This is a genomic window from Rasiella sp. SM2506 (genome assembly GCF_050859505.1).
GTDB lineage: Bacteria > Bacteroidota > Bacteroidia > Flavobacteriales > Flavobacteriaceae > Marinirhabdus.
On the sequence record NZ_CP193934.1, the window covers coordinates 3,284,401 to 3,305,103 of the forward strand.

Here is a 20,703-nt window from a genome sequence, read left to right on the forward strand (position 1 = left end):
GTCGTATAAGAGCGACATTAAAACAAGATTAGAATTTCAATTTACTTATAGGCTGTGGGTATTTTTATTGGGGAGTCTAATTTTTACAAAGGTTCCTTTATCTATTTGAGAAATAACCCGTATGTTTCCTGAGTGCATTTTTATAATACGGTAGGCAAGCGGAAGTCCAAATCCAAACCCTTTTATATCTCGAACATTAGAAGCACGAAAAAAGGGTTCATAAATGCTCTTTAGTTCATCTTCCGGAATACCAACACCCAGATCTTTAATTGTAAGCAATATAAAATCTGCGTCGGAAACTATTTTTACTACTACTTTTTTATTATTTGAAAATTTACACGCATTTTCCAAAATATTTCCTAATGCTACATTTAAGAGGGATTCGCTTCCCATATGGGTAATTGCGTCTTCACTATCTGGCAACTCTTCAAAATCAAGTTCGATTTTATTATTGGGGATGGCCACATCAAGGTTGTTTTTTATGCTCAATATCATTTCATCAAGACGTATAGGCTCAATTAAAAATCCTTTTGATTCAAAATCAGTTTGGGCGAGCTTCAGAAGTCCATTTACCAAGAAATCGAGCCGCGATGCTTCACGGTCTATATTTTCAAGAATGGCGTGATAGTGTTCTTTGCTTCTCTCTTTGTTAAGTGCAATCTCTGTTTGTCCTAAGATTGCTGTAAGCGGATTTCTAAGTTCGTGAGAGGCGTTATTAATAAAGTTATTTTGTAGATCGAAGGATAGTTGCAATCTATCTAACATATTATTAAACGTTATTGCCAGTTGTGCAAGTTCATCTTTACCATTGGTGCTATCCAAACGGAGCGATAAATTTTCGGCACGAATAAGGTTTACTTCCTTGATAATTTTAGAAATAGGACTTAATGCCTGTTGTGCAAAATACCTTCCCAATATGAATATGAATACGATACTTATAAAGAATGCGACGATAAGTGTGTTTCGTAAATTATCTAGTTTTCCAAACCCATAAAGGTCTGTTGCCGAAAGCACAACGATAAAATCTCCTTGGTTATCGTGATACAGCAAGCCCGTATAATAGTAATTGTCTTGTTTTAATTCTGCATATTCATTATTGAATATTTTTTCGTAAAATCTATCTGGCAAGTTTTTATCCAACGCTCCAAACGCGACTTTACGCTCCGCATCGACTGGGTAAATAACCTCCTTTTCGTTGGGCAAGGTATGCAAATGGCGAATCCTGATATCATCGTAAATGTCTATATTAAGTTCATCTCCCTCTAAATAGGCTTGTGCAGCAATGGTAGCTCTCTGGCTTAACCGAAGATAAAATTCACTTTCTGTATAAGTCTTTGAAACAAAATATATAAGTATAAAAATACCGGTCAAGAACAAGCTAGTCAACCCAATAAAAATTGATGAAATTTTTGTTCTTAATTGCATAAATACGCTATTGCACCTTTAGAATATAGCCCATACCTATTACTGTATGTATGAGTTTAACTTCAAATTTTTTGTCTATTTTATTTCGGAGATAGTTAACATACACATCTACAACGTTGGTACCCATATTAAAATTGATATCCCATACGTTTTCAAGTATATCGACACGGCTTAAAACCCTATTTCTGTTTTTCAGCAAATATTCAAGCAATCTAAATTCGGTAGAAGTTAATTTTATTTCTATGTCTGCCCTTTTTACAATCTTTGCGTCCATATCCAAATCTAAGTCATCGATTGTTAAGATATGATTGCTATTTCCAATGACATTTTTTTTTCTGGTTCTTGCGCGAATTCTCGCCAAGAGCTCTTTAAATTTAAATGGTTTTATTAAATAATCATCTGCTCCAGAATCCAACCCTTTTACAACATTTTCGGTCGTACCCAACGCAGTAAGCATGATAATTGGAAGACTTTCATACCCAATCTGTCTTATGGTTTTTGCAACTTCAAGACCGTCTATACCTGGTAAAATGATATCCAAAACCACTAAATCGATTTCCTTCTGCTTCAGTAATTCTAATCCAGCGACACCATCATAAGCCACAAAGACCGTATAGCCAGATTCTTTAAGACCTTGGCTTATAAACGCCGCAACATTGGGCTCATCTTCTATGACTAATATTTTCTTTGCGATTGCTTTATATTTAAGGTATTAACCTAGTACAAAGATATATTTTTGTAACCACTGAATTTAATGCGAGCATTAGAATTCTATTAGAATTAATAAAAAACAGAATGTAATCTTGGCAAAAACCTGTGGAAAATCCAATATTTAAGCTATTAATATTTATTGCCTCCAAAGCCAACGCAGGGCCAAAACAAATAGGAATTGATTAGAGATTGGAAAAGTGAAGTATTAGTAGGGAAATTTAAAACGAATAGATTACTGAAAAACATACATAACATCGCATCCGTATATAATTTATGATTAAATTTAACCAAGAAAAATTAAAAGATACTAGTATGGCAAAAAGTAAAGATGCAAAGAAAAATATTAAAAAAGAACCTGCTAAAACCCCTAAAGAAAAAAAAGAAGAAAAGAGAATTAAGAAATCTAAATAAGATCTCTTTTTCTGAAATGATGAAAACATTGAAGAGAATGGAACCAAAAAATAAATTGGTTTATGTGTCTGAAGTGGTTTTTTTACTCTGAAAAAAAATCTTAAAATGTAAAATAGCCTTTGCCTGAAAAAGTTCTGGCAAAGGCTATTAGATACTTTAAAAAATAAGAAACGTATTTTAATTGGTAACTTCTGTCTCTTTAATTGCTACCACTTCAAGATCAAAAATGAGATCTTTACCTGCTAAAGGGTGATTGCCGTCTATAACAATGCTTTCTTCTTTAACTTCAATTACAACCAAATTAATTTCTCGTCCATCTGGAGATTTGGAAACTAAGCCCATCCCAACTTCGGGTGTAATATCCTGAGGCAGTTCAGTTTTATTCACTTCTTGCTTCAAATCGTCATTAACATCTCCATACGCTTCCTCTTTAGCAATGGTGATGGTCTTTTTTTCATTCAATTTCATGTCAATTAATCCTTTCTCAAAACCTGGTATTAATTGTCCTTGTCCTAAAGCAAATTCTATCGGTTCTTTTCCTTCAGAACTGTCAAAAACCTGACCGTCTGTTAATCTACCTGTGTAATTTACTTTTACCGTGTTGTTCTCTTTTACTTGATTCATTCTATATTTTTAATTATAAAATATTTTTTGCATAACTCTTACGCTTCAAACATTTTAGTTTAAACTTATATTATTAGTAGCGCCAAAATCAAGCCGAAAAAAATACGACTCTAAAATGAAAATTACGATTCTATAAATAAGTACACGCAAAGTATAAAAAATGCACTGTATAGCTTCGATAACAGTAAATCAGAAGTTTAGAACCGCAATGGGGATAGTATCATAAAAAACGGGAATCGGTAAGTATGTCAGTGCAACCAAATATTCACAACATAATTGAGTCAACCTTGTAATTTAATGCTCCGGTAAGCTTACTCAAGTTGGAAAGTCTACACTCACAAATAACCCCGATTTAAAAAGATATACGTTATACCAAGCCCGCTTATTGAACCCAGACTTATTAAAACCTACACTTTGTCACCGACAAAGTGTCTGCTACCAAAGATTTGATACTATAAAAATTCATCATTCAACAACAAATTGGGTGCTACTCTTTCAATATCACAAAGATTTACACAAGTAATTTAGGATATCTTAATTCTTCAAATTAAAATAGTATTTAGGCACTTCCGTATGATCCTTGCACCTACTAACCCAATAAATATTGATAATCAACATTTTAAAATATGAAAGTATTAGTAATTGGAGCAGGAAATATGGGGTTGACCTATGCTGAAGGGATGGCAAGTTCGGCCATGTTATCCAAACGTAAATTAAGAATTTTTGACACAGACCCTAAAAAGATCGAAACCCTCCGCAAAGACGGAAGATTTGATGTTTACAGTAGTCTGGAGGATTGTTTGCCAAAATCTGATATGGTATTTATTGCTGTTAAGCCGTATCATAGTGACGCTCTTTTTGAACACATGAAACCCTATCTAAACGATGAGCAACTTTTTGTATCACTCATGGCAGGTGTAACGATAGAAACCATTCAACAAGGGCTCAAAATAAAAAAAGTCATTCGAACGATGCCAAACTTACCAGCTCAAGTTGGTAAAGGGGTAACATCCTACACCGAATCTAAGGAAGTTTCTAAAATAGAACTTATCATGGTACGGAACTTATTGGATACCACGGGAACTTCTATTCATGTAGGAACCGAAACGTTTATCGATGCTTCTACTGGAATTTCTGGAAGTGGTCCCGCCTATGTATTTTATTTTATGCAATCTATGCTGGAAGCAGCTCTTAAAATGGGATTTTCGGAGTACGATTCTAAAGTTTTGGTAAGCAGCACATTTGAAGGTGCTATTGAGTTATTTACACAAAACAGTTTCTCTCCAAAATCCTGGATTGAAAAAGTAGCATCCAAAGGCGGAACAACACAGGCCGCGATAGACTCTATGGAAGATAATAATATTAAAGAGCTTATTAAAGATGCTGCCTATGCAGCATTTGATAGAGCTGTAGAACTTGGAAAAAAATAATATGGAACCAAAACGAATCGTAGTAAAAGTTGGCACCAACGTATTAACAAATAAAAACAATAGAATCTTAGGGCCCATACTTAGAGAACTCGTGCGGCAAATCGCTGTTTTATATGAGCGAAATATTCAGGTGATCCTGGTATCTTCTGGATCTGCTATTGCAGGAATGGAAGTACTTGGAAATACTAATATTAAAGATTCTTCCATTAGACGGCAGGTCTATTCGTCAGTTGGTCAACCCAGAATGATGCGACATTATTATAGCATTTTTGATGACCACGGAATGCGTTGTGCACAGGTATTGGCAACCAAACGTGATTTTGATCCAGGAAAGCATCGGGAAAATATGATTAATTGTTATGAAGGCTTATTGTCTGAAGGCGTTATTCCTATAGCTAACGAAGATGATGCAGTTTCATTAACTATGTCTATGTTTTCAGATAATGATGAGTTGGCGAGTTTAGTTGCAGAATTATTGGATGCAGATCGTTTAATTATATTATCTGACACCGATGGATTATACACAGGACATCCAGATGATAGTAATTCCAGAAAATTGAGCAAAGTAACTGTGGAGCAAAATGTTGAACAATATGTTAAGACTTCTACTAAAAAAGAAGGTGAAGGTCGCGGAGGCATGGAATCCAAATTAAAAATTGCCAAGCACACAGCAAAAAAAAATATACCAACGTACATCGCTAACGGAAAACGCGAGAATATAATTGTTGATATAATTGACAATAAAGAAGTTGGAACAAAATTTACTCTTTAAAAATTTATAAAATATGAAATTATTAAGTTCGAAAATAAAAAATAAAGTACTCAATTCAATGATTAAGATTATTGATAGAGACCGGAAAAATATTTTAGAAGCTAATAAAAAAGATTTAGAGGCTTTTAATAAAGAAGATCAAGCTCTGTATGATAGACTTGTGGTAGATAATGCTAAAATCAACGATATGATTAGAGCTATCCATGAAGTAAAAGCACAAAATGATCCAGTAGGACAAGAAATATCTGATTTGACTTTAGATACCGGTTTACGAATTACCAATAAAACTGCGCCCTTCGGAACCATACTAATTATTTATGAATCACGACCAGATGTAACCATAGAAGCTGCTGTTTTAGCATTTAAAGCAAATAATAAAATTTTATTGAAAGGTGGTAAAGAAGCTTTACATAGCAACCGTATCCTTGAAAAATGCTGGCACGAAGCGCTTGAGGAAAATGGGCTTTCAAAAGAATGGATCAAACTTCTCCATTTAAAACGTGAAGAAACTCAAGAATTCCTAAAAAACCCACCAGAAAAGCTGGATTTAATTGTACCCAGAGGAGGCGAACGCTTACTAAATTTTGTAAAAGCGAATGCAACTTGTGCTGTATTAATAAGTGGGCGTGGCAATAATTTTTTATATGTAGCTAAAGATGCCGATTGGTTAAAAACAGTAAAAGTAATCGTGAATGCAAAAACCGATAAAATTTCAGGGTGTAATGCATTAGACAAAGTTTTAATAGACAAGAATATTCCTAATTATAAAAGCAAGCTTCAGGAACTTCACATAATACTTAGTAAGTTGAAAGTGGAACTGGTGGTAGATAAAAATGTAGGAGAAATACTTTCCGAAGAAAATATAATTCCAAATCAGGATATATGGTACGAAGAGTTTTTGGCAATGAAACTATTAATTGCTCAGGTAGATAATGCCGACAACGCCATAGACAGTATTAATAAATATTCTGGAGGACATTCAGCATCCATACTAACAGAGGACAAAAAATTAGCAAAAAAATTCATGGAACAAGTGGATAGTGCTGCAGTATATCATAATGCTTCAACAAGATTCACAGATGGCGGTCAAATGGGCGTTGGTGCAGAACTGGCCATTAGCACAGATAAACTACACCACAGAGGTCCATTAGGATTAAAACAATTGGTTACAAACAAATATTACATATTTGGTGACGGCCACGTTAGGGTTTAAATTTTTCAATACGACCCTTACTTTTTCGCTCCATAACGTTGGCTAAGTAGACCTCACTAGAAGTACGTTTGGCATAAAAAAAGTATCTTACTACACCTCTATTCCTGTTGGATACTTTCTAAACTAGTTCTATGTTATATTGAATTTATTTTCCGTTTCAGTAGTATTTTTTATTGCATTTCTAGAAAGCATTTCAGTAAATAGGTAAGCTTTATTTGGAATTAAATAGTAGTTCCACACACTAATTCCTACTGCTGCTTTACTACTGAAACGAGAAAAGTAATTCTAAATACACCGAAAACAGCCTAATAATATGCGCTTGTAAATCAATTCTTTTACATTAAAATTTATTAATTTAACCGATATTTGTAATGCGTATCGGTTTTATGAGAATATCCTCAGTTTTCATTTTTATTTTTCTACAAGTTAGCAGTATATACGCTCAAGAAAGGCCTATTAAACGTCCCATTTCTTCAAATGCTACACTTTCTGAAATCAAAGTTCATATTGATTCAATTAAAAAATCAATTACGGGGTATTACTACAAGGAAGATTATAGCTCAGCCATTCTTAAAGCAACCGAGATTTTAAGAATTGCAGAAGAAAATAAGCTTTCATTAGAAGTTGCAGAGATTCGTAGTTATCTCGCAAATTCCTATCTGCATTTAAATGATTCAGTAAAATCTCTTGAATACGCCCGTAAAAATATAAGGTTAGCAGAAAAGCTAAATAATACTAACGTACTGGTAAGTTCACAAATTGATATAGGAAATATTTATCTAGCTTTTGGCGAGCTAGACAAAGCTATTGAATCTTTTAAAATGGTTATTCCTCTTGCAGAAGAAATTAACGATACGCGCCGCCTTTTCATCTTAAATTATAATATTACTGAAATATATTTAGAGTACCTAAAAGATCCTAAAGGTGCAAAACCATACCTGGATGCTGCCGATACCTATGTATCTACAGATTTTAAGATTGGACTTGCGGGTTTAACTTTGTTTAAAGCTCATTATGCGTTTCAGGATAAAGCGTATGACACAGCTTTAATGTATTACAAACAGACTATTGATATAGCCAAAGAAGCTAATTATATAGAGGTATTAAAAAAGGGATACACTGGATATATTAATTGCCTTGCGAAAAAGGGCGATTATAAAATGGTATATGAGATTGGGAAGATTGAGGATAGTCTTCAACAAGCCCGTAGTGCTGAAGAAATAAGAAAATCTGCAAAGATTCTCACAGCCAATCTCAAGAACGCTAAAATTCAGGAAGAACTCGAAAACAGAGAGCTAAGAAACGAATTAGTACTTGAAAGAGCAGCAACAGAAAGAAAATTTCTGTACATAAGTATTGTTGTTTCCCTATTGCTTTTAAGCCTTTTGGTGTATTTACTTCTCGTTATTAAAAATAGAAGAAAGCTTACAGTAAAACTGAAAAAAAAGAACCAAGAATATTTGGAAGCTAAGCTGGAATCAGAAAAACTTGCTAAGGCTAAGTCTCGTTTTTTATCTACCATGAGTCACGAGCTACGTACGCCACTTTATGGTATTATTGGGTTAAGCACTATACTTAATAATGATACAAACCTAAAATCTCATAAAACAGAATTACAATCATTAAAATTTTCAGCAGATTATTTATTAAACCTTGTAAATGATGTATTAACCTTAAATAAAATGGATTCTGGTGTAGAAAATAAAGTAGAAGCGAAACGTTTTCTTCTTAAAGATTTTCTTCATAATCTTAAAGAATCGTTAGAATATATTACAGGTCAGACAAACAATGACCTTCTTATATCTCTGGATCCTATGATTCCAGATTGGATACGAGGAGATCAAACCAAACTATCGCAAGTCCTCATTAATTTGTTAGGTAACGCATTAAAATTCACAGAAAATGGCCTTGTTCGGCTTGTAGTTAGTTTAGTACAAAAAACAGAAGATGATGTAATACTAAAATTTGAAGTAATAGATACTGGTAAAGGGATTCCTGAGAGTGACCAGAAGAAAATTTTTGAAGAATTTGGACAACTTGACGATCAAAAATATTTTCATGGATCTGGTTTAGGCCTAACTATTGTACAAAAATTACTGGTAGATATGGGTTCAAACATTCAGCTGAAAAGCGTTGTAAATGAAGGCTCAAACTTCTTTTTTGAATTAACTTTCGGTATGTCTACTAAGGATACTTCTGATAAAGAAATTCCTGATGAAGCATCACTGAAATTACTTCGAGGAAAGAAATTATTAGTGGTTGATGATAATACTATTAATTTATTGGTGACTAAAAAAACATTGGAAACCCATAAAATTATTGTAGACGTAGCTATGAATGGTCCAGAGAGTATAGACAAAATCAAGCAAACTACGTATGACTTAGTGCTAATGGACGTTAATATGCCCGGAATGGATGGCATAGAAGCTACAAAAAGAATACGCGCACTTAACAAATCTGTTGTGATTATTGCTCTTACGGCGGTAACCCAAAATGAACAGGAAGATCGTTTTAAAAATGTACAATTTGATGATACCATAGTAAAACCGTATAAAATCAATGAATTTTTAAAAATACTTGCCACCAATCTCATTCAGAAAAAGGAAGATGTATAACCCCTATTTTTAAAATATCAATTGGTTGTAAATTTTGCAGATTCTTCCATATATACCAAGCGGCATGATATTACAGTTTAAAAGAATAGAGACACAAAATAAGAGAGCCTATGTACGCTAACCAGGCAGCAAATTAAATTTTCAGAAATACACGCATCCCCTTTAGTTTCCACAATAATTCCCACCCAAGAATCTGTATCTTTGCACAGCTATGAAATTCAAAATTAAATCAGAATTTAAACCTACTGGAGACCAGCCAGCCGCTATAGAAGCTTTGGTAGAAGGTATTGATGCAGGTGAAAAATATCAAACGCTTCTTGGGGTTACAGGTAGCGGAAAAACTTTTACAGTAGCCAACGTGGTAGAGCGCGTTCAAAAACCAACCTTGGTTTTGGCGCATAACAAAACTCTGGCGGCTCAATTGTACACAGAATTTAAAAATATTTTCCCAAACAATGCGGTGGAATATTTTGTTTCGTATTACGATTATTACCAACCAGAAGCTTTTATCCCAAGTAGCGGAACCTATATCGAAAAAGATCTTTCCATAAATGAAGATATAGAGAAATTACGTTTGAGCACCACCTCTTCCCTCCTTTCGGGACGGCGTGATGTGTTGGTCGTGGCTTCAGTTTCTTGTTTGTATGGTATTGGAAACCCTGTAGAATTTCAGAAAAACGTCATCAGCATACACAAAGGACAAATACTATCGCGTACAAAATTACTGCACCAATTAGTCCAAAGTTTGTATTCGCGTACCGAAGCAGAATTTCACAACGGAAGATTCCGTATAAAGGGAGACACTGTAGATGTGTTTCCAGGGCATGGGGATGATGCCTATCGAATACATTTTTTTGGAGATGAAATTGAAGATATTGAAGCTTTCAATCCACAAAACAATGAGGTCATCGAAAAATATGATCGCCTCAATGTGTATCCTGCCAATATGTTTGTGACCTCTCCAGATGTATTGCAAGGCGCAATTCGAAATATTCAGGACGATCTGGTAAAACAGGTAGCGTATTTCAAGGAAATAGGAAAGCATTTGGAAGCAAAACGCTTAGACGAGCGTACCAATTTCGATTTAGAAATGATTCGGGAATTGGGCTATTGTAGTGGTATTGAAAACTATTCACGCTATTTAGACAGGCGTTTACCAGGCACCAGACCCTTCTGCCTACTGGATTATTTTCCAGACGATTATTTAATGTTAGTGGACGAGAGTCACGTATCTATTCCACAAGTAGGTGCTATGTATGGGGGTGACCGTTCCAGAAAAGAAAATTTGGTGGAATATGGTTTTAGATTGCCAGCTGCCATGGACAATAGACCCTTAAAGTTTGAAGAATTTGAAGCAGTTCAAAATCAGGTAATTTATGTTAGCGCTACCCCTGCAGATTATGAGCTGGAAAAAAGTGGTGGTGTTTTTGTTGAACAAATTATTCGTCCAACAGGATTGCTGGATCCTCCTATTGAAGTGCGTCCAAGTTTAAATCAAATAGACGATTTACTTGAAGAAATTCATCTAAGAATAGAAAAAGACGAGCGGATTTTAGTCACCACACTCACCAAGCGAATGGCCGAAGAGTTGACCAAATATATGAGCCGGGTAAACATACGGTGTCGGTATATTCATAGTGACGTTGATACTTTGGAACGCGTAGAAATTATGCAGGATTTGCGCCTGGGTGTTTTCGACGTTTTAGTAGGTGTAAACTTGCTCCGTGAAGGACTGGATTTACCGGAAGTTTCTTTGGTGGCTATTCTGGATGCCGATAAAGAAGGTTTTTTACGTAGCAATCGTTCTCTGACTCAAACCGTAGGTAGAGCCGCACGTCACATAAACGGTAAAGCAATTATGTATGCAGACAAAATTACAAGGAGCATGAAATTGACTATGGATGGCACTGATTATAGACGTGAAAAACAGATTGCCTATAATATTGAAAATAATATTACCCCCACCGCCATCAAGAAAAGTTTTGACAATGCCCTCACCAAAAAGAAAACAGACCGTTATATTTTAGAGACAGCTGAAAGTCTAGCTGCAGCAGAACCAGAGAATGACTATTTGACCAAACCACAAATAGAAAAGAAAATTCGCGACACCCGTAAAGAAATGGAAAAATCGGCCAAAGAGCTTGATTTTATGATGGCTGCCAAATTGCGAGATAAGATAAAAACATTACAGGGAAAGCTTGAAAAAGTTCAATAATATAGGGGTCCTTAAAACAATGTGTCTCTTCTCTGTTTTCCCTGTTCTATATGCTGAAGTGAGGAATAAAATATTTAGTATGCCCTTAACACGCTACCTTACGGCTATTTTGTATTTTTCGGGCTGTATGATAGCGACTTCCCAGAGTAACCAATCTAATAAAATTTTTCCTAAAAGTATTGAAGACGAAGCACTCGTCGCATTATCTTTTTACCCAGAACTCAAGGACACTGCTATAGAATTTAAATTTAAAGATAATATCAAAAAATCTACGATGCAGGCACAGCCTACGTTTGTAAGTATTTTTAGGTCTAAGGAAGATAGGGAATATATTATTTTAATAAGCAGGAAAATTCAGATTGAAGACGAGAGCTTTACGATGAAAGATATCCCGAGTGATGTTCTAGTTGGTTGGTTAGGCCACGAATTGGGCCATGTGATGGACTATCGTGATAGAACAGGCTTAGGAATGATTCTCTTCGGAATAAAATACCTCTTTAGCGGAACACACATAAAAGAAGTTGAACGTGCCGCAGATACCTTTGCCATCGATCACGGAATGGGAGAATATATTTTAAAAACAAAGAATTTTATTTTAGACAACGCTAATTTTTCAGAAAGATACAAAGCAAAACTCCGCAAACTCTACATGTCTCCCGAAGAAGTGATGCATTTAATTGAAAAGAAACAATAGTCCTACTTCTTACTACCTACTCCCTTTTTCACAAACGCCTCCCAGTCTGCAAATTTTTTCTCGTCCATGACACGCGCCATTTTTACTTGGCCGCCTTTCTTTTTACTGGCTCCACTCCATTCGTGAAAAACTTCTGGAGAAACCGTAGTGACTTTTACGCCTTTTAAAGCTTTACTTCTAGCCACGCTATAATTTTTGTTTGCCTTTTTTAATGCAGCGTCCAAAGCTTCGGAAAGTTTAACTTCATCAACTTTCGAGTCTGTTCCTAAGTACCAATGGTGATGAAATTCGTCATTTATTTTTACAGCGGCTAAAGTAAATTCAGGAATTTTAATATCGAACTCTTCTTCTAGTTCGCGAAGCGCCGTATCCATTTTGTTTACCGAAAGTTGAGACCCTACTACGTTTAAAAAGAATTTTGTTCTACCAGTGATTTTAATTTCAGCTCGTTCCACGTCAGTAAATGCAATAGTATCTCCAATTAAATAGCGCCAAGCCCCGGATACTGTCGAAATAATAAGCACATAATCCTGGTTTGTTTCAACTTCGGCTAAAGTAAGTGCCGGAGCATCTTGTGAGAGAGAACCATCTTCTTCTATATATTCTGGTTTAAAAGGGACAAACTCAAAATAAATGCCGTTGTCTGTCACCAATTTCATGGACGTAGTTTCAGGACGTTGCTGGAATGCAATAAAACCTTCAGAAGCTAAATAGGTATCGATTACCGTCACATCTTTTGCACACAAAGCACGAAAACTTTTTTCATAAGGCTGAAAGGCAACGCCCCCACTCGTAAATACTTGTAGATTGGGCCATACATCGTGAATAGTTTCGGCATTATGGTATGCAATTACTTCTTTCATCATTAGTTCCATCCACGAAGGAATTCCGCTTAAGGCTCCTATATCCCATTCTTTTGCTCTTCTGGCAATTGTAGCAACACGCGTATCCCAATCATCAATTTTTGAAATATCTTCCCCTGGTTTGTAATACCCGCGAAACCAAAACGGAATGTTACTAGCCGAAATCCCACTAATTTCACCTTCTAAAAATTCATCACGTTTTGCAAGATCCGTAGAGCTGCCTAACATCATAATTTCTTTTTCAAAAAAATCGGTGGGCATTTCAAAATTAGAGAGCGCTCCTACTTGTTTAATTCCTGCAGTTCGAATGGCATCTATCATGGCATCGGTAACGGGAATTCGCTTGCTGCTTTTACCTGTAGTTCCGCTACTTAAAGCAAAATAGCTAGGTTTTCCAGGCCAAGTAACATCTTCCAATCCTTTGATAGTTTGATCCCACCAATCGGCTTTCATTTGGTGGTAATCGAAATAAGGTACGGAGGCAGCAAAATATTCTTGCACATTGGGAGCTTCCATAATTTTTGAGAAACCATAATACTTACCAAAGGCAGTATTTTTTGCTGTATCCAGCATTTCTTCTAAAACTTTTTCCTGATCCTCGACAGGAGAGGTCTCTGAAACTAAACTCCCGCGTAAGTCAATTGCTCCTTTGATAATAGAACCTAAAATTGCCATAATTTTTTTGTTAGGATTTAAAATTACAATTTTTGAAATGTAATAAGAACAGCTTTAAATCAAGTTTAACGGTTCGCACTAAAACTGTACTTTTGTAGTATGAGCCATCACCCAGATTCTACCCGATTAAATAAAGCCATTAGCGATAGTGGCTATTGTTCCCGCAGACAAGCAGACACCCTTATTGAGCAAGGTCGCGTTACCTTAAATGGCGCATCAGTGTCATTGGGAGATCGAGCCATGCCCAACGATGAAATTAAAGTTGATGGAAAGTTACTAACCGAAAACACAAATCTTGTCTACATTGCGCTTAACAAGCCTGTGGGCATTACCTGTACTACAGACCAACGTGTAGAAGGCAATGTGGTGGATTTTATAGGTCATAAAGAGCGGATTTTTCATGTGGGACGTCTTGATAAACCAAGCGAAGGCCTACTGTTAATGACGAACGATGGTGATATAGTAAATAAGATTTTACGTGCTGGCAACAAACACGAAAAAGAATACATCGTAAAAGTAGACCGCCCCATTACCAAAGATTTTATTCTGAAAATGAGTAATGGTGTTCCTTTAGCCGAATTGGAAACCACCACCAAACCATGTGAGGTAGCACAATTAAGCCGATTTGTTTTCAGAATTATACTAATACAAGGGTTAAACAGGCAAATTCGACGTATGTGTGAATATTTTGGACACGAAGTCTTAGAATTGAAGCGAACCCGAATTATGAATATTGATTTGGGCGATCTACCGTTAGGAGAATGGCGTGATTTAACCGAAACAGAATTAAAAGATTTGCAAGCTTCTGTATCGGCATCTGATAACAGTTCTTATGTAGAGAAAGTTGAAAAAAGAGCAACCACTGGAAAGCGTAGAAGAGGTAGAAATAACAACGAAGTAAAGTAGATTAATTTACTCCAAAAAAAGAGCCACACACCGATTGAGTAGCGTGTGGCATTTTCAACTAACTAACCAAATTAAATTTCAATTATGAAATCTCAACCATTTTTTTCACTGCTTTCTCTTCAATCTTTTTAGGAAGAGAGATTGCAAGGATGCCATCTTTGTGAGTAGCATTAATGTTTTCAGTATCAATTATTTGAGGCAAGGTAAACTTTCTTTCAAAGTTTTTAAAATCGAAATCCTTCCGCAAATATTTTGTAGTGTCCTCGGTAAGAATTTCGTCGGAGATTTTTGAAGAAACTTTTAAAATATTTTCTTCAACTTCGATCGTAACGTCATTTTTTGAAATACCGGGGATAACTATTTCAACTACAAAAATCGTATTTTTTTCCGAAATATTAACTGCGGGAATGCTAAATTTTTCACAATTAGCAATGTCAAGTCTGTTTTCGATAAATAGTTCATCAAATATTGATGAGAGTACTGGATTATTTTTTTTAATTAAATTCATAATATTATATTTTATGTGACTATATGTTTTGTTCTCTCTAGACAACAGTCAAAAAAAGTTCCAAATATAAAAAACTGCCTTTTTGACACTAATTACGCATTTATTAGTGACATTCTGTCGACTATTTTAAGTTTTGAGCTTTCATTTAATTCAATTTTAAGAAGAAATCTGTCATATATATGTAACTTCGTTTACACATAATTGCTTTATGAAAAAACTTTATATCAGGCTCAAGACCTTTTTTAATACCATACAGGGGAAAATTGCATTTTACCCTACTTTATTAGCTGTTTTAGGTTTTAATCTGGCTTTTGTCATGGCCTGGCTGGAAGAAAAGGGGGTGTCCAAATTTTTACTTGATAAGGCTCCGCAACTTATGTTAGAGGATGGCGATACGGTACTAACCATTATGAGTGCTTGTATTGCCGGTATTATATCTATTATGGTATTTAGCTTTTCTACGGTGATGCTGTTATTAAGCCAGGCATCCAGTAACTTTTCACCACGACTTTTACCAGGATTGATTAGCGATAAAAAAAACCAATTAATTTTAGGAACCTACCTCGCTACTATTATTTATTTAATGTTCATTCTTTTTTCTATTGAACCAGACGATGAAAAATACACACTTCCTGGCCTTTCAATTTTATTAGGGATTGTATTTACAATTCTTTGCTTAGCTTCTTTTATTTATTTTATTCATAACATGTCCCAGAGTATTCAAATAAATAATATTTTGGACAATATTTTTTATAAGTCGAAAGAAAGGCTAGAACTCATTACTACTAAAGAGGAAGAAAATGATTCAGACCTACTGAACTCCTTCCCTGCTACCAAAAACTGGCACAGTTATAACGTTACTAAAGGAGGCTATTTTCAGAATATTTCGCTTAAAAATATTACTGAATTTTGTGAAGTGAACGACACAAGAATCTACCTCGCTATTCCTAAAGGTTTTTTTGTTTTACAACACGCTCCATTTATTAAATCTGAAAAGAAGCTTACAGAAGAGCAGTTAAAAAAGATTCTAGACAACATAAATTTTGCCCGAGGTGAATTTGTAGAAGATAACTACATACTAGCCTTTAAACAAATTACCGAAATAGCCGTAAAAGCCATGTCTCCAGGCATAAATGATCCAGGAACTGCTATAAATGCGATAGACTACTTAACTGAACTCTTTGCATTACGCATGCGAAAAAACGATAATGGAATTTTATTGAGAAATAATAAAGCGTGGTTAAAAATAGCCATCGTAACTTTTGAGGAATTGTTATATACGTGTATGGCCTCTTTACGAACCTACTGCAAACACGATCCTGTACTCGTTGAAAAACTGGTTTGGATGCTACAATACCTTGCTGTTCAAAAGGTTTACAAAAACGAAAATTATAAAGAGAACATCGCAAACGAAATACAACTACTCCTTAAAGATGCAAAGTCTTCGTTAGCCAATAAACAAGACTGGAAAAAAGTAAAAAAAATGAGCGCAGTTGACTCATAATTGCCTCCAATATATTTTTACGGCAGACAAGACTTCCAATTCCAATCGAATTTCGGGTATACGTTCAAATCCATTTTTAAGATAAAAAGCCAATGGCGATTTATAAACCTCGCCGTTTCTTTTCTTCCCTTCGTTTCTGTCGATTACCCAGCCGTTTAATTCATGTTCCTTCTCTTTTGCTTCAGTAAGTAGTCGCGTTCCATAGCCTTTCCCGTGTAACGTTGAATCTATAATAATAGCAAACCACTTTTCCTCCTCACGAATAAAATCAAAATACCAGCCTTTTAAATTTCCATCGGCATCCACAAGTAACCTATGTGATGGTTCTGTGAGATTTTTTAAATAGGTTTCAAAAGTCGCTAAAGACGTAAAATTCAACTTTTCAGGATACTCATTATTCCACAAAGTAAGAATTTGAGATTTCCAGTTTTTAGTTAACTTTTCGGTTTTAATAATATCCATTACACTATATATAGTACTAATTATAATACATATTAAAAATCTGCAACAGTTTCTCTGGAGGAATAATCTTATGTTCGTAGCGTTCCATTGCTATTAAAATCTGATTAATTGCGCCTGGACGGATTCCTAATTCCAACCCAAAACCACGTAGAAAAGCTATTTCTTTCTCGTGGGTTTCTCCGTCTACATTCATCAACAATACCATTTTATGGAAATGCGTGATGCGCTCTAATTCGGTAAACGATTTTTTAGTAGGTAACGGGTCGTGATACAACTCCCTAACTTCTTTTTCTGAAATGCCCATGCGTTCGGCAAGACGATGGATAAAATCATATTCGCCTTGAGTAATCTTATCATCAGCTTTTGCCATAAGGATAAGATCACTTAACAGCGATTTCTGATCTTGAAGGGTTGGTTTGTGTGGATTGCTCATCGTGAAGTAGCTTAAACTTTTTCTTTTACCTACAAATTTAGCATTTTACACCCTAATCTTGCAATTTTTGAATTCCGTAGTACAACTATGCAATTAAAAAATCACTTCATTAGGTTGCAAAAGCCAAAATTTTCGGTGCCAAACAAAAAGATTAAGACACTTCATTCAAAAATAAAAAATCCCTTTCAATTTTTACAAACTGAAAGGGATTCTTATAAATGTATTTAAAATACTATGCTAAAACAGCCTGTACTTTATCTGCTGCTTCCTGGAACTCAATCGCACTCTGTACGTCCAATCCACTGTTATCAATCAATTCTTTTGCTATGTCAGCATTGGTTCCTTGTAAACGTACAATAATAGGCACGTTGATGGTTCCCATATTCTTATACGCATCAACAATACCTTGCGCCACACGGTCACAACGTACAATACCTCCAAAAATGTTTACCAGAATTGCTTTCACGTTAGGATCTTTCAAAATTAATTTGAAAGCTATCTCTACACGCTCTGCATCTGCAGTACCACCTACGTCCAAGAAGTTCGCTGGCTCACCACCGGCTTGCTTGATTAAATCCATAGTTGCCATGGCCAATCCTGCTCCGTTCACCATACACCCAACATTTCCATCAAGGTCTACATAGCTTAATCCTGCTTCTTTTGCTTCTACTTCGGTTGCGTTTTCTTCTCTAATGTCACGCATTGCTGCGTAGTCTTTTCTGCGAAATAATGCATTATCGTCTATACTTACCTTAGCATCTACAGCGATAATTTTATCGTCACTCGTTTTTAACACAGGGTTAATTTCAAACAAAGAAGAATCACTGTTTTCGTATGCTTTGTACAAAGACGTTACAAACTTAGTCATTTGCTTAAACGCTTGTCCGCTCAATCCTAAATTGAAAGCTACGCGTCGTGCCTGAAAAGGCATTAATCCAACAGCTGGATCTATTTCTTCATGAAAAATTAAATGTGGTGTTTCTTCGGCAACCGTTTCAATATCCATTCCACCTTCGGTAGAATACATAATCATATTTTTTCCGGTACCACGGTTTAACAGGACACTCATATAGTATTCTTCCGGCTCACTATCGCCAGGGTAATATACATCTTCAGTGACAAGTACCTGGTGTACTTTTTTACCTTCGGCACTTGTTTGTGGCGTTATTAGGTTCATTCCTAAAATTTGTCCAGCGATATCTTTTACTTCTTGAATATTTTTAGCCAGTTTTACACCACCACCTTTACCACGACCACCTGCGTGTATTTGTGCTTTTATTACGTGCCAGCCGGTTCCGGTTTGTTCTGTTAGTTTTTTAGCAGCTTCAACAGCCTCTTCAGGCGTAGTGGCTACGATTCCTCTTTGGATCTCAACACCAAAACTGTTCAATATTTCTTTTCCTTGATATTCGTGTAAATTCATAATAGGATGTTTCTGTTTTTTAAGCGGGACAAAAGTACAAATTGTCTCGCGGTTTTCAAGTTCATTTCATTTAAAAACTAAAAGATATGTTGGATTGGAATGCTTATTAATTAATTCACTATTTAACCATTTAACTAATATAATTAAGTGTCCACCTCACACCCTAGCCCTAAAGGGGCCAACACACAGTTTGAAAAAATTTATAATAAAGTCAGGGATTATTTAACCATTAACTATTTCACCAGTTAACCAATTCACTAATCCTCCTTCTTCGGAATTTCCTTCAGAATTTCTTTTACAAAATCCCAGAATTTTTGAGTAGATGAAATACTTGCGCGTTCGTCTGGTGAGTGCGCTCCTTTAATAGTAGGCCCAAAAGAAATCATATCCATCTGCGGATAGTTTTGCCCTAAAATCCCACATTCCAGACCAGCATGACAAGCAGCTACGTGTGCTTTTTCGCCGTGTAGTTTTTCATACAAACCATCCAGTACTTTTAAAATTGGGCTATCCATATTAGGTGCCCATCCTGGATATTCTCCTGAAAATGTAACATCAAATTTGCCTAATGTAAAAACAGATTCTAAAGTGTTTGCTAAATCCAGTTTAGACGAATTAACCGAAGAACGCGTTAGACATTCTACTTTAATACTTCCATCTTTTATTGAAATTTTCGCAATATTATTAGAAGTTTCTACCAGATCTTCAATCGCTGGACTCATTCTATACACTCCATTAGGAGCGGCATAAATAGATTGAATAAATAGTGTTTGATCTGTTTTCACCATCACCCTATTAGCAGGAGTTGATGATTTTTCAAATACAATTTCCAGGTTTTTTTCCAATAGACTGTATTCCTCTTTGATGGCGGCAGCGATTCTTTCAAATTCTGATTGAAATGCATTATAGTTTAAGTTTTCGATTACAATCGTAGCCACACTTTCACGCGGAATTGCATTCCGCAAACTGCCTCCTTTTAATTCTGCAATATGCAATACATCTTCGCAGGCGTACAGCACGCGATTCATCATGGTATTGGCATTCCCTAATCCTTTAATAATATCCATCCCGCTATGGCCGCCTTGCAGTCCCCTTACAGTTAGCATATAGGTAGTAGACTCTTCTGGTGCCTCTTCGTGTTTATAATGTTTTGTAGCAGTTACATCTACGCCACCCGCACAACCAACACCTATTTCATCATCTTCTTCCGTGTCAAGATTTAATAAGATATCTCCTTTTAAAATTCCACCTTTTAATCCCATTGCCCCTGTCATTCCTGTTTCTTCATCTATCGTAAACAGTGCTTCCAAAGCAGGATGCGGAATATCTGTACTTTCCAAAATTGCCATAATAGTCGCTACGCCCAAACCATTATCTGCGCCCAATGTAGTTCCTTTAGCACGCACCCAATCTCCGTCTACGTGCATTTCAATTCCCTGTGTATCAAAATCGAAATCGGTATTGTTATTTTTTTGGTGTACCATATCCAGATGGCTTTGCATTACAATAGGGGTTCTATCTTCCATCCCTTTTGTAGCAGGCTTCCTAATAATTACGTTTCCTACCGCATCTTCAATCGTTTCAAAACCTAAATTTTCTCCGAAGTCTTTCATAAAAGTAATGACGCGTTCTTCTTTTTTGGAAGGTCGCGGCACGGCGTTTAAATCGGCAAATTTATTCCAAACAGCTTTTGGCTCTAGATTTCTTATGGCTTCGTTCATTGTATTGTTTTTAAATAGAAGATTAGCTAACAAAGTTACAAGGTTTTACTATTTTTAAAGTCGAATAGATGGCTATGTTATTCAAAAAATGCGTTAAA

The 20,703-nt window shown here is 35.6% G+C and carries 18 protein-coding genes; 9 read left to right on the forward strand and 9 right to left on the reverse strand.

Translation table 11 applies throughout. The annotated features are described in order from the left end of the window. Positions 1–45: 45 nt before the first annotated feature. Both ACQ2HF_RS14760 and ACQ2HF_RS14765 read right to left on the reverse strand, forming a co-directional pair. Positions 46–1,425 carry an ATP-binding protein gene (locus ACQ2HF_RS14760; protein ID WP_432411187.1) on the reverse strand — a complete coding sequence of 460 codons (1,380 nt, stop codon included), beginning with the start codon at positions 1,423–1,425 and terminating at the stop codon, positions 46–48. 7 nt (positions 1,426–1,432) lie between these two features. Further along, a complete protein-coding gene (locus ACQ2HF_RS14765) occupies positions 1,433–2,119 on the reverse strand; it encodes a response regulator transcription factor (RefSeq protein ID WP_432413105.1) in 687 nt (228 codons plus the stop codon). A gap of 290 nt (positions 2,120–2,409) precedes the next feature. Here ACQ2HF_RS14765 and ACQ2HF_RS14770 point away from each other — a divergent pair, with 290 nt between their 5' ends. Then, a complete protein-coding gene (locus ACQ2HF_RS14770) occupies positions 2,410–2,547 on the forward strand; it encodes a hypothetical protein (RefSeq protein ID WP_432411188.1) in 138 nt (45 codons plus the stop codon). A 177-nt stretch (positions 2,548–2,724) separates the two neighbouring features. Here the strand turns inward: ACQ2HF_RS14770 and ACQ2HF_RS14775 are convergent, their stop codons facing one another. Further along, the gene (locus ACQ2HF_RS14775) at positions 2,725–3,171 is read right to left on the reverse strand and encodes an FKBP-type peptidyl-prolyl cis-trans isomerase (protein ID WP_432411189.1); all 447 of its coding nucleotides are present in this window, start codon (positions 3,169–3,171) and stop codon (positions 2,725–2,727) included. 626 nt (positions 3,172–3,797) lie between these two features. On the opposite strand from ACQ2HF_RS14775, the gene proC reads away from it, so the two are divergent. From proC to ACQ2HF_RS14805, 6 genes are all read left to right on the forward strand, one after another. Further along, the gene (gene proC / locus ACQ2HF_RS14780; protein ID WP_432411190.1) at positions 3,798–4,601 is read left to right on the forward strand and encodes a pyrroline-5-carboxylate reductase; all 804 of its coding nucleotides are present in this window, start codon (positions 3,798–3,800) and stop codon (positions 4,599–4,601) included. A 1-nt stretch (position 4,602) separates the two neighbouring features. After that, positions 4,603–5,373, forward strand: coding sequence for a glutamate 5-kinase (proB, locus tag ACQ2HF_RS14785; protein WP_432411191.1), 771 nt, complete (start codon positions 4,603–4,605; stop codon positions 5,371–5,373). Positions 5,374–5,386: 13 nt separating this feature from the next. After that, positions 5,387–6,586 carry a glutamate-5-semialdehyde dehydrogenase gene (locus ACQ2HF_RS14790; protein WP_432411192.1) on the forward strand — a complete coding sequence of 400 codons (1,200 nt, stop codon included), beginning with the start codon at positions 5,387–5,389 and terminating at the stop codon, positions 6,584–6,586. Positions 6,587–6,957: 371 nt separating this feature from the next. Continuing rightward, positions 6,958–9,201 (forward strand): response regulator, encoded by a 2,244-nt coding sequence (locus tag ACQ2HF_RS14795; protein ID WP_432411193.1) that lies wholly within the window; start codon positions 6,958–6,960, stop codon positions 9,199–9,201. Between the two features lie 211 nt (positions 9,202–9,412). Further along, a complete protein-coding gene (gene uvrB / locus ACQ2HF_RS14800) occupies positions 9,413–11,416 on the forward strand; it encodes an excinuclease ABC subunit UvrB (protein ID WP_432411194.1) in 2,004 nt (667 codons plus the stop codon). A gap of 79 nt (positions 11,417–11,495) precedes the next feature. After that, positions 11,496–12,110 carry a hypothetical protein gene (locus ACQ2HF_RS14805; RefSeq protein WP_432411195.1) on the forward strand — a complete coding sequence of 205 codons (615 nt, stop codon included), beginning with the start codon at positions 11,496–11,498 and terminating at the stop codon, positions 12,108–12,110. A 2-nt stretch (positions 12,111–12,112) separates the two neighbouring features. On the opposite strand, the gene ACQ2HF_RS14810 is transcribed toward ACQ2HF_RS14805, so the two are convergent. Beyond that, the gene (locus ACQ2HF_RS14810) at positions 12,113–13,648 is read right to left on the reverse strand and encodes a GH3 family domain-containing protein (protein WP_432411196.1); all 1,536 of its coding nucleotides are present in this window, start codon (positions 13,646–13,648) and stop codon (positions 12,113–12,115) included. Positions 13,649–13,747: 99 nt separating this feature from the next. Here ACQ2HF_RS14810 and rluF point away from each other — a divergent pair, with 99 nt between their 5' ends. After that, positions 13,748–14,554, forward strand: coding sequence for a 23S rRNA pseudouridine(2604) synthase RluF (gene rluF, locus ACQ2HF_RS14815; protein ID WP_432411197.1), 807 nt, complete (start codon positions 13,748–13,750; stop codon positions 14,552–14,554). 82 nt (positions 14,555–14,636) lie between these two features. Here the strand turns inward: rluF and ACQ2HF_RS14820 are convergent, their stop codons facing one another. Next, positions 14,637–15,062, reverse strand: a complete 426-nt coding sequence (locus ACQ2HF_RS14820) for an Hsp20/alpha crystallin family protein (protein ID WP_432411198.1) — start codon at positions 15,060–15,062, stop codon at positions 14,637–14,639. Positions 15,063–15,270: 208 nt separating this feature from the next. On the opposite strand from ACQ2HF_RS14820, the gene ACQ2HF_RS14825 reads away from it, so the two are divergent. Then, positions 15,271–16,566 carry a DUF2254 domain-containing protein gene (locus ACQ2HF_RS14825; RefSeq protein ID WP_432411199.1) on the forward strand — a complete coding sequence of 432 codons (1,296 nt, stop codon included), beginning with the start codon at positions 15,271–15,273 and terminating at the stop codon, positions 16,564–16,566. Here ACQ2HF_RS14825 and ACQ2HF_RS14830 read toward each other — a convergent pair. From ACQ2HF_RS14830 to ACQ2HF_RS14845, 4 genes are all read right to left on the reverse strand, one after another. Continuing rightward, positions 16,561–17,028, reverse strand: a complete 468-nt coding sequence (locus tag ACQ2HF_RS14830) for a GNAT family N-acetyltransferase (RefSeq protein WP_432411200.1) — start codon at positions 17,026–17,028, stop codon at positions 16,561–16,563. The two genes, ACQ2HF_RS14825 and ACQ2HF_RS14830, sit on opposite strands and share 6 nt — an antisense overlap. A 16-nt stretch (positions 17,029–17,044) precedes the next feature. Beyond that, the gene (locus ACQ2HF_RS14835) at positions 17,045–17,461 is read right to left on the reverse strand and encodes a TerB family tellurite resistance protein (RefSeq protein ID WP_432411201.1); all 417 of its coding nucleotides are present in this window, start codon (positions 17,459–17,461) and stop codon (positions 17,045–17,047) included. A 232-nt stretch (positions 17,462–17,693) separates the two neighbouring features. Next, positions 17,694–18,884 (reverse strand): ADP-forming succinate--CoA ligase subunit beta, encoded by a 1,191-nt coding sequence (sucC, locus tag ACQ2HF_RS14840; protein ID WP_432411202.1) that lies wholly within the window; start codon positions 18,882–18,884, stop codon positions 17,694–17,696. A 257-nt stretch (positions 18,885–19,141) separates the two neighbouring features. Beyond that, a complete protein-coding gene (locus ACQ2HF_RS14845) occupies positions 19,142–20,605 on the reverse strand; it encodes an aminoacyl-histidine dipeptidase (RefSeq protein WP_432411203.1) in 1,464 nt (487 codons plus the stop codon). Positions 20,606–20,703: the final 98 nt, after the last annotated feature.